The organism is Polaromonas sp. CG_9.7, assembly GCF_015752205.1.
Classification (GTDB): Bacteria; Pseudomonadota; Gammaproteobacteria; order Burkholderiales; family Burkholderiaceae_C; genus Polaromonas.
On the sequence record NZ_JADOVG010000004.1, the window covers coordinates 83,974 to 96,080 of the forward strand.

9 protein-coding genes are annotated in these 12,107 nt (G+C 63.1%); 6 read left to right on the plus strand and 3 right to left on the minus strand.

All coding sequences use genetic code 11. The features are described from left to right. The first annotated feature begins 195 nt into the window (after positions 1–195). From IWX87_RS05580 to IWX87_RS05590, 3 genes are all read left to right on the plus strand, one after another. Positions 196–2,526: an NADP-dependent malic enzyme gene (locus IWX87_RS05580; RefSeq protein WP_231374615.1), complete on the plus strand. Its 2,331-nt coding sequence runs from the start codon at positions 196–198 to the stop codon at positions 2,524–2,526. A gap of 178 nt (positions 2,527–2,704) precedes the next feature. Next, positions 2,705–3,130, plus strand: a complete 426-nt coding sequence (locus IWX87_RS05585) for a ribonuclease domain-containing protein (protein WP_370583781.1) — start codon at positions 2,705–2,707, stop codon at positions 3,128–3,130. Positions 3,131–3,183: 53 nt separating this feature from the next. Beyond that, on the plus strand, positions 3,184–3,609 hold the full coding sequence (locus IWX87_RS05590; RefSeq protein ID WP_196862531.1) for a barstar family protein: 426 nt from the start codon (positions 3,184–3,186) through the stop codon (positions 3,607–3,609). Between the two features lie 267 nt (positions 3,610–3,876). On the opposite strand, the gene rsmA is transcribed toward IWX87_RS05590, so the two are convergent. The 3 genes from rsmA to IWX87_RS05605 all read right to left on the minus strand — a co-directional run bounded on the left by rsmA (position 3,877) and on the right by IWX87_RS05605 (position 8,774). Next, positions 3,877–4,704, minus strand: a complete 828-nt coding sequence (gene rsmA / locus IWX87_RS05595) for a 16S rRNA (adenine(1518)-N(6)/adenine(1519)-N(6))-dimethyltransferase RsmA (RefSeq protein ID WP_196862532.1) — start codon at positions 4,702–4,704, stop codon at positions 3,877–3,879. 232 nt (positions 4,705–4,936) lie between these two features. Further along, entirely contained in the window at positions 4,937–6,334 is a 1,398-nt protein-coding gene (locus tag IWX87_RS05600) for a peptidylprolyl isomerase (RefSeq protein ID WP_196862533.1), read from the minus strand. Continuing rightward, on the minus strand, positions 6,327–8,774 hold the full coding sequence (locus IWX87_RS05605) for an LPS-assembly protein LptD (protein WP_196862534.1): 2,448 nt from the start codon (positions 8,772–8,774) through the stop codon (positions 6,327–6,329). The genes IWX87_RS05600 and IWX87_RS05605 overlap by 8 nt, the downstream gene beginning before the upstream one ends. Positions 8,775–8,878: 104 nt before the next feature. On the opposite strand from IWX87_RS05605, the gene IWX87_RS05610 reads away from it, so the two are divergent. From IWX87_RS05610 to IWX87_RS05620, 3 genes are all read left to right on the plus strand, one after another. Then, entirely contained in the window at positions 8,879–9,964 is a 1,086-nt protein-coding gene (locus IWX87_RS05610; protein WP_196862535.1) for an aminoglycoside phosphotransferase family protein, read from the plus strand. Positions 9,965–10,055: 91 nt separating this feature from the next. Continuing rightward, entirely contained in the window at positions 10,056–10,802 is a 747-nt protein-coding gene (locus tag IWX87_RS05615; protein ID WP_196862536.1) for a 16S rRNA (uracil(1498)-N(3))-methyltransferase, read from the plus strand. Between the two features lie 26 nt (positions 10,803–10,828). Continuing rightward, entirely contained in the window at positions 10,829–11,998 is a 1,170-nt protein-coding gene (locus tag IWX87_RS05620; protein ID WP_196862537.1) for an MFS transporter, read from the plus strand. The last annotated feature ends 109 nt before the right edge of the window (positions 11,999–12,107 follow it).

A 12,107-nucleotide genomic window follows, 5' to 3' on the forward strand; every position in this document is an offset into this window, starting at 1 on the left:
CCCTTTTATTTTGGGCATCTGGAGCAGGAAGTGGTGCCGATCCTTAAAAACGCTGATCTGTGTGAATAAGTCAAAAGCACTCCGCCCTGGAATGCGGTTTTCCACACGGGCTCCGTAATTTGTGCGGCCTACAATCGAAAACCGTACAAAAAAGAGCTGACGGCCGCACTGACCGTCCTAGCTGGAGACTTATCGATGTCCATACCATCTGCTGCGACGCCCCACGATCTTGAAAACGAGCGTAACGAAAAGCGCGCTGAATTGCGCCGTGCCGCGCTTGAGTACCACGAGTTCCCCACGCCCGGCAAGATCGCCATAAGCGCCACCAAGCAGCTGACCAACCAGCACGACTTGGCGCTGGCTTATTCGCCGGGTGTCGCCGCGCCCTGCGAGGAAATCGTCAAGGACCCGAACGCCGCCTTCAAGTACACCAGCCGGGGCAACCTGGTCGCCGTGATCACCAACGGCACGGCCGTGCTGGGCCTGGGCGACATCGGCCCTCTGGCGTCCAAGCCGGTGATGGAGGGCAAAGCCGTGCTGTTCAAGAAGTTCGCTGGCGTTGATGTGTTCGACATCGAGATCGACGAAAAGGACCCGGTCAAGCTGGTCGAGATCATTGCTTCGCTCGAACCCACCTTTGGCGCCATCAACCTCGAAGACATCAAGGCGCCCGACTGCTTTTATGTCGAGCGCGAGTTGCGCAAGCGCATGAAGATTCCGGTGTTCCACGACGACCAGCACGGCACCGCCATCACCGTCGGCGCAGCCATGCTCAACGCCATGAAAGTGGCCGGCAAGGACCCGAAAACAGTCAAGCTGGTGACGTCCGGCGCCGGGGCAGCCGCGCTGGCCTGCCTGGGCCTGCTGCTCAAGCTCGGCATTCCGCGTGAAAACGTCTATGTCACCGACCTGGCCGGCGTGGTGTACGAAGGCCGGACCGAGCTGATGGACGAGGACAAAATCCAGTTTGCACAGCCCACGGCGGCGCGCACACTGGGCGAGATCATCGAAGGCGCCGACATTTTCCTGGGCCTGTCGGCGGGCGGCGTGCTGAAAAAAGACATGGTCGCGAAGATGGCGGCGCGGCCCATCATCTTTGCACTCGCCAATCCGAATCCGGAGATATCACCCGAAGACGTCAAGTCCGTGCGCGATGACGCCATCATCGCCACCGGGCGCACTGATTACCCGAACCAGGTCAACAATGTCCTGTGCTTCCCGTATATCTTTCGCGGTGCGCTCGACGCAGGTGCCTCGACCATCACCATCGAGATGGAAATCGCCGCTGTCCATGCCATTGCAGAACTCGCGCAAGCCGAGCAAAGCGAAGTGGTGGCGGCCGCCTATGTCGGTGAAAAGCTGTCGTTCGGCCCGGAATACCTGATTCCCAAGCCCTTCGATCCGCGCCTGATGATGAAGATTGCGCCTGCGGTGGCAAAAGCGGCGGCCGACAGCGGCGTGGCTTTGCGCCCGATTCAGGACATGAACCTGTACCGCGAACGGCTGCAGAGCTTTGTCTATGCCTCCGGCACGATCATGAAGCCGATTTTTACTGCTGCCAAGGCAGCCGCCCGCAAACGCATCGCCTATGCCGAAGGTGAAGAAGAAAAGGTCCTGCGCGCCTGCCAGATCGTGGTCGATGAAGGTGTGGCCCGGCCAACGCTGATTGGCCGCCCGGCGATCATTGCCCAGCGCATCGAGAAGTTTGGCCTGCGCCTGAAGGAAGAGCTGGATTACGACGTTGTCAATGTCGAGCAAGACCACCGCTACCGCGACTTCTGGCAGACCTACCACCGCATGACCGAGCGCAGTGGCGTGACGGTGCAGATGGCCAAGATCGAAATGCGCCGCAGGCTCACCCTGATTGCCGGCATGCTGCTGCTCAAGGGCGATGTCGATGGCCTGATCTGCGGCACCTGGGGTACCACGGCGCACCACCTGGCCTATCTGGACCAGGTAATCGGCAAGCGCCAGGGCGTCAACACCTATGCCTGCATGAACGGGCTGATGCTGCCGGGCCGTCAGGTGTTTTTGCTCGACACCCACGTGAACTACGACCCGACGGCGGAGCAGCTGGCGGAAATCACCACCATGGCCGCCGAGGAAATGATGCGTTTCGGCATCAAGCCCAAGGCGGCCTTGCTGTCGCATTCGAATTTCGGTTCGTCCAACCACCCGAGCGCGCTGAAGATGCGCCGCACGCTGGAGCTGCTGCGCGAACAGACGCCGTGGCTGGAAGTTGATGGCGAAATGCATGGCGACGTCGCACTCGACGCCAAAGCCCGCAGGCTCATCATGCCCAACAGCAGTCTGAATGGCGAAGCCAATCTGCTGGTGCTGCCCAATATCGACGCCGCCAATATTTCCTACAACCTGCTCAAGACCGCCGCCGGTGGCAACATTGCCATTGGCCCGGTGCTGCTGGGCGCCAACAAGCCGATGCATATCCTGACACCGACTGCCACGGTGCGCCGGATCGTCAACATGACGGCTCTCACGGTGGCAGACGCCAACGCTGCGCGATAAGCCAGTTCCTTTACGGCCACAACAACATCAGAGGGCTTTTGAGCCCTCTTTTTAATGCCTAAAATTTCAGCAATTGCTTGCCTTTTGTTTCAGCATGCGGCAAACTACCCTTCTTGAAATTTAAGGGTTAACCCGAAAATCTGGCTGGTTGACGCTGAATTCAAGAAAGGTATTTTTCATGCAGGGATTGCGCAGTAATGGGTCCGGACGCTGGCGTCAAGCTGGCTTGACGGTGCTGCTGGCGGTTTCGGCCGGTATGGCGATAGTGCCTTTTGGCGCGGCCCTTGCCAGAACCACTTCTTCGCCGGCGCTGGCCGACACCGTTGCGCTCGCCGAGTTGCCTCCCCAGGGACGCAGCATGCTGACGCTGATTTATCAGGGCGGACCTTTCAGGCATGACAAGGACGGCGTGGTGTTTGGCAACCGTGAACGGCTGCTTCCGGCAAATGTTCGCGCTTATTACCGCGAATACACCGTCCGAACACCTGGAGAGCGCAGCCGAGGTGCCCGGCGCATCGTGTGTGGTGGCTTGCAAGCCGCAGCGCCCGATGCCTGTTTTTACACCGATGATCACTATGCGAGTTTTCGCAAAATCGTTCATTAACCAGAACTGTGGTTGTTATTTTGACTTTAGAACTAAGAGAAAGAGAAGCGGAGATGGATACACCACTTCGTAAGGACGACGAAATACCTTTGAAGGGCATAAGGCCCAACATTGTGCAGTCCATACGCGCCTTCCGGGTGCCCGAGTTGCAGGAAGCGGCCACGAAGCTGAACCAGCATTTCCTGTATGCCAACCTGGGCAACGCCCAGAGCAAGCAGGACATCCTGGACATGATCGCGGCCCAATACACCTTTCCGGCGCATTTCGGCAAGAACTTTGACGCCCTGTACGACTGCATGACCGACCTAGTGCACAAGTCAGGCCCGCAGCCCGGCTTCATCGTCGTGCTGGAACAGATTCCCGCACACGCCAAGTTCGACAAGGAAGCGCGCGAGCAACTGCTCGACATCTTCAGGGACGCGTCCGACTACTGGGCAGACCGCAAGATACCGTTCCGCTGCTTCTATTCTTTTCTGTAGCCCGCTCCCCGGACATTGGCCAAGGGGATCGGGCGAATCAGGCCCAGCAAGTCGTGCTAGATGGTGATGAACCGATGCCGACCGACAAACTTCTCGATGTGTCGCCGTTGGCGTTGCGCATGAGCAGTCCTTTCAATGCAAGCTACTGGCTTGCAGCAGCCTGAACCACGGTTCAGGCTGAAAACAAAAAACCCGCAACTTGCGGGTTTTTTTATGGCCAAAAACAACCATTTGCACTTATCTGACGAACCTATGCAGCTACTGTTTTTACAGTGCTTCAGTGTCTTTAGTCTGAGCAGTGCCGGCTTCAACCTGCTGCGTCAGCGCCAGATACTCAGCCACCGGCACTTCTTCGGCACGCCGCTTGACATCGAAGTCACCGGAAAATTCTTTTTGTTCCAGCCACTTCCCCAGCGTGTGGCGCAGCAGCTTGCGCCGCTGGCTGAACGCCACCCGGACCAGTTCGCTGAGAAGCTTGACGTCGAGCTTTTCCGGCTCGGCATGCGGCACCATGCGCACAATGGCGCTGTCCACGCGCGGCGGCGGATCAAAACTCTGCGGCGGGACGTGCAGCACGTTTTCCATGGCATAGCGCCACTGCAGCATGACGCTGAGCCGGCCATAGTCGCTGGTCGAGGGCGAGGCCACCATGCGGTCGATGACTTCCTTTTGCAGCATGAAATGCTGGTCCTCAATCACATCGACCGCATCGAGCAGGTGAAACAGGATGGGCGTGGAAATGTTGTAGGGCAGATTGCCGACCACTCGGAGCTTGGGAGCCCCCACGCTCGCCGCTTCAGGAGACTCCAACCGGATTTGCTCAGCCAGTTGCCTGAAATCGACCCGCAACACATCCGACTCGACCACGGTCAGCTGCGGATTCGTGCGCAACTGGCGCGCCAGATCGCGGTCCAGCTCAATCACCGTCAGGTGCCCAAGCTGCGCCACCAGGGGCCGTGTCATCGCCGCAAGCCCAGGCCCGATCTCGACCATCGGCTGGCCGGGCAACGGTGCAATCGCGTCAACAATGCCGTCGATGATCAGCCGGTCGGTCAGGAAATGCTGGCCGAAGCGTTTGCGTGGGATGTGCTTCATGCAACGCAAACCATTGAACCGCGTGAAGCAGTGAGCACGATGGTTTTCTCTCTACTCCAGCAGGGGCCGCGGAACCGGCTTTGCCGGGCCGCAGGCTGCAGGCTGCGGCTCCAAGCCCGCCTGCGCGGGCTTGGACAGCCTGCAGATGCGCCGCCTCTGGCGGTGTGGCGCCCTGCAAGGGCAGCAGCCCCCTCGGGGGGCAGCGCAGCACACGAAATGGCAAGCGTGGGGGTCATTGAGGCACTTCGCGGAATTCCACGTAGGCACGGCCGCGAATGTCCTCGGCCCAGCGCACCAGCGCTTCCTCCTGCTTTTTCTCGCGCACCACGCCGCGCACCATCTCGCGCTGTTCGCGCGGTGACACGGGCACCTCGCGGCGCTCCAGCACCTGCAGCAGGTGAACGCCGAAACGCGACACCAGCGGGTCGGACACCTGGTTGGGCGCCAGAGAATTCATGACTTTTTCAAACTCCGGAACAAAGGCGCCGGCAGGTGCCCAGCCCAGGTCGCCGCCCTCTTTGGCCGAGCCGTCCTGGCTGTTCTCGCGCGCCAGTGTCGCAAAGTCGGCCTGGCCGGCCTCGATGCGCTTTTTGAAGCCCGCAAGTTTCTCGATGGCAGCTGCCTCGGTCAGCTGGGGCGTCAGCCGCAGCAGGATGTGGCGCGCATGGGTTTGCGCAACGACGGCGTCTGGCAGGCCACCCTGGCTTTTCTCGATCACCTTCAGGATGTGAAAGCCAGCGGGGCTGCGCACCGGACCGGCCAGCTCACCGGCGCGCAGATTTTTTGTCGCCTCGACAAACAGCGGCGGGTAGCGGTCAGCACTGCGCAAACCCATCTGGCCGCCATTGCCGCGCGACGCCGAAACCTCGATCGCCAACCCGGCGAAGTCGGCGCCGGAACGGGCGCGTTCCAGCACCTGCTGGGCCTTGGCCTGCAGGATGGCGATCTGGTCGGGCGTGGCTTTTTCAGGCACCGCCACCAGGATTTCAGCCAGATTGAGCGCCGCCGGCGCTGCGCTGGCCGCACCCGGCTGACCTTGCTGATCGCGCAGGTAGGCGTCGATCTCCGACTCGCTGACATTCACCTTGACTTCGCGCTGGCGCAGGCGGCTGATCAGCAGTTCGTCGCGGATCTCGGAGCGGAACTGGTCATAGTCGATGCCGTCGGCCTTCAGCCGCAAGCGCAACTCGTCAACCGTGATCTGGTTCTGTCGGGCCACCGTCTGCACCGCGCCCTCGACGGCGTTGTCGTCGATCTTCAGGCCCGAGGCCTGCGCGGCCTGCAGCTGTGCCTTGTCGCTGACCATGCGCTCGAGCAGCTGAGGCAACAGTTGGTTGCGCGGCGGCACGGCGCTGCCCTGCTGCTTGAGCAACTGCTCGGTGCGCAGCAGCTTGGCACGCACTTCGTTGTTGGTGATTGGCTCGGAATTGACCACGGCCACGATGAAATCGGCCTGGCGCTGGGCGCCTTCGCGCGGCGCCGTGCTGGCAGACGGCGGTGCAGGCACCACAAGCCGCGGCGTGGCCGAAGGGCGGGTGATTTGGGCGTGCACGGCGCCCAGGGGCAGCGCCAGCAGAAGCACCAGCGCGGCGGACAGCGGCCGGACAGTAAAAAAGCGGTGTTTAGTCATAAGTGGTGAAGCGGCTGGGAGGGCTGATTTTGTCACGCAGGTTCTGGTAGCGTGGCACGTTGTTCTTGAGGGTTTCAAGCGGGCTCGAGCCAAGGCGTGAAAAACCCACCAATTCAAGCTGGAACAAGATGCGCGTGCTGGACGTCGCGGTGCTGTTTTGCGAGCGCTGCAGCACGACGCGGCCAATCCAGCAGCAGCCATCGTATTCAACACCCACGACCGCGTCGACCAGCTTTTTCTCCAGCGTACTGTAGTTCAGCCGACCCACGCTGTAGTAGCGCCCGCCGCCCTGGCCGCGTCCGGCGCCCAGGTCTTGGCCCTTGTCGCCCCACAGGTCATTGATCGGCCACTGCCAGCCAACGTCGACCTGCTGGCTGATGTTGCGCTGGCGGCGAAAGGCGGCGCTGACGGTGCGGTAATTGCCCGGGTTATAGCGCACGCCGATGGACGCCAGTTCCGACTCCTTGATCTTGGGGTTGTACTGGACCGTGCCGTCGAACGACCACTGGGGTACCCAGTTGACCGAAGCGCCGACCAGCAGGTCGCTGACGCGGTCGGTCACCGGCAGTGCGCCGGGCACGGGTGTGGTGCCGATGCCGGGGAGGCTGACGCGCTGGTCGTCGAAGCGCAGGCGCTGCGCCACGCCCAGGCGCACCGCCTCGACGCCGGTGGCCGGGTCCAGCAGGCGCGAGGTCAGGCCCAGCGTGAGCAGGTTGGCGTCCGAGATGCGGTCGTTGCCGACAAAGGCGTTTTCGGTGAAGACGGTGGCGAAGTTGAAGCTGTTCGCGCCCGAGTCGTAGTTCGGCAGGAAATCCTGGTTGCGGTAAGGCGTTCGCACATAAAAGGCGCGCGGCTCCAGCGTCTGGGTGAAGCTGCGGCCGAAATAACTGGCGTCGCGCTCGAAGGTCAGGCCGCTGTCCAGGCTGAAGGTCGGCACGACGCGCGTGGCCGACGTGGCGCCATTGGCCAGCGGCGACTCGAACTGGTAGCTGCTGGCATGCAGTTGCACCTTGGGCGTGACGTAGCCCCAGGGTGCCAGCCACGGGCGGCTGACCTGGAGTTTGGTAAACGCGCGGTTGCCATTGGGCTGCTTCGTCAGGTTCTGGTCGGCGGAAAAGCGTGTGAAATCCGTTTCAGCCGACCAGTCAAAGCCGCTGCCCAGCCCCAGCAACGGGGCATCGACACGGGTGTAGGCCGCCGTCAGTTGCGGCAGGCGGTCATACGGCGGGATGATGGGCGAGTTCACATCCTGCAGCGTCTGCCACTTCAGCGCCCGCACCGCCGATGAAAAATAGCCTTTGTTCCAGCTGAGCGTAGCGTCCTGCGTCAGCAGCCGCTGCGTGACCTGGCCGGTGGCCACCGGAAAGTCGCGCCAATAGTCGTTGTCGCTGACCTTGTTCAAATTCAGGTTCAGCCCCACGCCGCCGATGGATGGCACGCCGGTGTCGATGGCGCCGCTGTGCTGCAGCGAGTACGACCAGCGGTCGCGGTCGCGCAGCTTGTCGCCAGGCAGCACATTGGCGCGCAACTGGCCCTTGTAGGTCGGCTCCAGGTAGCGGAACTCGCCGGCCAGATCAACGCCGCGCTTGGTCATGATGGCGGGCGAGAAGGTGGCATCCCGGTTGGGTGCGATGTCGAAGTAATACGGCTGGCGGACTTCAAAGCCGTTGAGCGAATCCAGGCCCAGCGTGGGCGGCAGGAAGCCCGATTTGCGCTTGTCGCTGAGCGGAAAGCTGATCTTGGGGAAGGCCAGGATCGGCACCTCCTTGAAACGCACGACAGCGCCCGTGGCCACGCCGACTTCGCGGTCCAGGTCAAAGTCGACACGGGTCGCGGTCATTTCCCAGGCCGGCTTCCAGCTTTCCTCGTTGCCCCGCTCACAGGTGGTGTAGGTGGCGCGGAGCGCACTGAAATGCTTGTCGTCGATGAAATCGACGCGCTCGGCCTGGCCGTTGCCGCCGTTTTGCAGAAAGCGGTAGCGCGGCGTGGTGAAAAAGCCTTCGAAACGGTCGAGCTTGAGTTGCAGCTCGGGGCCTTCAAAGCGGTTGCCGGCATTGTTGATGCGCACATTGCCGGTGCTGATGAGCTGGTCGTCGGGCTGGTAGTACTCGATGCGGTCAGCGCGCATTGATGTAGCGCCACGGCGCAGTTCGGCATTGCCCTTAATCACGGTTTCCAGGTCCGGTCGGCCCGAAATGGTGTCGCCAAAGACGAAGGTCGGTCCCTCGTCTCCGGGCTCTTTTGAAACGCTTTCGGCCAGCAGGGGCGAGCTTTTGAGCGCCAGGGGCGCGGACGCCATGGCGCTGTCGGCCACCACGGCAGCCGTTTGCGCATGGCCGGGTCCGGCGACGGCCAGCCCCAGCGCGGCAAGCATCGCCAGCCGGGAGACCGCATGGGCTACCGGGGAAAGAATAAAGAAGGGGCGGGATGCGTGGCGCATCGTTTGTATGAGATAAACCCGTTTGTAAAATCAGGGTTGATTATCCATGACCCTCCTGCCCCGGCCCGCGCCGGGCTGCCGCACCGACCAAGGGCTTTGAAAACATGACCGCTTCCCTTCCTCCCGACTGGCTTGACCCCGCGCGCGCCAGCGCCTTTGCACGGTGGCTCGCCGCCGTGGCGCCGCACCACGGTTTGCAGCCAGAGACCGTCCGGCTGGCGTCGGCCGATGCCAGCTTTCGCCGCTACTTCCGCGTGGATGCCGCCAACGGCGCGGGCAGCTTCATCATCATGGATGCGCCGCCGGCCCAGGAAGACTGCGCGCCTTTCGTCAAGGTGGCCGGCCTGATGTCGGACGCCGGCCTGAAGGCGCCGCGCGTGCTGGCCTGGGACGCGCCGCTGGGCTTCATGCTGCTGAGCGACCTGGGTGCGCAAACCATGATGGACGTGATCGCGCCGCCCGCCGCCGTCGATGCCCGCATCGAGGCGACGCCGGCGCATTTCGATCTCTACATGCAGGCGGTCGACGTGCTGGTGCAGTGGCAGCTCGCGTCCCAGCCCGGCGTGCTGCCGCCTTACGACGACGCGCTGCTGTCGCGCGAACTGGCGCTGTTTCCCGAGTGGTATGTCGGCAAGTACCGGGGTTTTGCGCTGGATGCCACGCTGATGGGCAAGCTCGATCCGCTGTTCGCGCAAATCAAGGCCAGCAACCTGAACGCGCTGGATGGCGCACGCGTCTATGTGCACCGGGACTTCATGCCGCGCAACCTGATGGTCGACGCCAACGGCGACCTCGGCGTTTTGGACTTTCAGGACGCGGTGTACGGCCCGGTCACCTATGACATCGCCAGCCTGATGCGCGACGCGTTCCTGAGCTGGGAAGAAGAATTTGTGCTCGACATCACCGTGCGCTACTGGCAAAAAGCGCGCAAGGCGGGCTTGCCGGTCGGCGATGATTTCGGCGAGTTCTACCGCGCCGTCGAATGGATGGGCCTGCAGCGCCACCTCAAGGTGCTGGGCATTTTTGCGCGCCTGAGCCTGCGCGACGGCAAGCCCAAATACCTGGCCGACACGCCGCGCTTCATCAAGTACGCCCGTGCCACCTGCGCCCGGTACCGCCAGCTCGGGCCGCTGATGGTGCTACTCGACGAAATCGAGGGCAACGAAACCCGTGTGGGGTATACATTTTGATGCCAAACTGGCCTTTCGCGCAGGCTGGCCGTGCGCAAGAAGCTATTGATTTGATAGTCAATCCAGCGTCTTTACCAACGGCGCCAACGCCATGAGCGCCCGTTTTTACGCCGACATCGCGCTTGTTCCCGGCCAGAGCATCACGCTGCCCGACCAAACCGCGCGCCATGTACAAGTGCTGCGCCTGCAGCCCGGCGGACACATCACCTTGTTCAACGGCCGGGGTGATGCAGAAGGCGAATTCGACGCCACGGTCGAGCGCATGGGGCGCAGCGAGGTGGACGTCACCATCGGCGCGTTCACCGCTACGGCGCGCGAGGCCGGCCGCAGCATTCATCTGGTCGTCGGCATGCCGGCGAACGACCGCATGGACTGGCTGATCGAAAAAGCCACCGAACTCGGCGCGGCCAGCATCCAGCCGGTGATGAGCGAGCGCAGCGTGTTGCGCCTGAAGGCCGAGCGCGCCGACAAGAAGGTCGCCCACTGGCAAGGCATCGCGATGGCTGCCAGCGAGCAGTGCGGGCGCAATCGCCTGCTGCGCGTGCAGGACGTGGTGACGCTGTCCGACTGGCTGAAAAAGACCGCCGCCCTGCCCGCCGAGGCCGGCATGCGCTTGCTGCTGTCGCTGCAGGACGGCAGCCGCCCGCTGCGCCAGGCCATTGCCAGCGTGAAGCCGGGCAGCGCCCTGACCTTTCTGAACGGCCCTGAGGGCGGACTGAGCCCGGCCGAGGAAGCCGCCGCCATCGCCTGCGGCTTCAGCCCGGTCACGCTGGGGCCGCGTGTGCTGCGCGCCGAAACTGCGCCGCTGGCCTGCCTGTCGCTGCTGAATCTCGACTGAACCCCGACGCAATCTGGACTGAAAACATGAACCGCAACCTCTGGCTGCTGACAATTTGCCAGGGCTTGTTCCTGACCAACAACGTCACCTTCATCGCCATCAACGGCCTGGTCGGCTTGAGTCTGGCGCCTCTGGGCTGGATGGCCACGCTGCCGGTGATGGCGTATGTGGTCGGCGGCGCGCTGTCGACCGGGCTGGTGGCGCACACCCAGCGCCGCTTCGGCCGCAAAACCTCGTTCCAGCTCGGGTTGCTGGTGGGCCTGGCGTCGGCCCTGCTGTGCTGCTACGCGGCCTACAGCCGCAACTTCTGGCTGCTGGTGGCAGCCACGCTGGTGGCGGGCTACTACAACGCCAATGCGCAGCTCTACCGCTTCGCCGCTGCCGAACTGGCGCTGCCGGCATTTCGCGAAAAGGCGATTTCGCTGGTCATGGCCGGCGGCCTGATCGGTGCGGTGGCCGGGCCCAACCTGGCGGCCGGCACGCGCAGCCTGACCGAGGTGCCGTTTGCCGGCGCCTATCTAGCGCTGGCGGGCGTGGCACTGCTGGCGATGGCCTTGCTGGCCTTCATCGACTTTCCAGCGCCACCGCTGAAACATGCCAGCGGCGGCGGCCGGCCGCTGGGCGTCATCATGCGCCAGCCGGTGTTCATCGTCGCAGCCGCCGCCGGCGCGTTGGGCTACGGCGTGATGAACCTCCTGATGGCCGCCACGCCGATTGCCATGCAGGTCTGCGGCCTGCCGTTTTCCGACGTGGCCTGGGTGCTGGAATGGCATGTGATCGGCATGTTCGCGCCAGGCTTTTTCACCGGCCACCTGATCAAGCGCTACGGCACGCTGCCCATCATGGCGACCGGCTTGGCGCTGAACATCGCCTGCGTGCTGATCGCGCTGTCAGGCGTCGAGTTCCAGCAGTTTGTGGCGGCGCTGTTTTTGCTGGGTTTGGGCTGGAACTTCCTGTTCACCGGCGCCACCACGCTGGCCCTGACGGCCTACCGGCCGGAAGAAAAAGACAAGGCGCAAGGCGCGCTGAATTTCTGCGTGTTCGTGGTGCTGGCGGTGTCGTCACTGGCGTCGGGCGTGCTGGTGACGACGCAGGGCTGGACGCTGCTGAATATCGGCTCGCTGCTGCCGCTCGGGCTGACCGGGCTGGCGCTGGGCTGGCTGGGGCTGCAGCAGCGCCGGCTGCGCCAGGCTTGAGGCATGAAGCGATGACATCACTGTCATCGCTGTCATCCCGGGCCTGACCCGGGATCCATTGGCGCGCCGTCAAGGCGTTTTTAAAACGCCAGACGTTGGCCGATTCAGC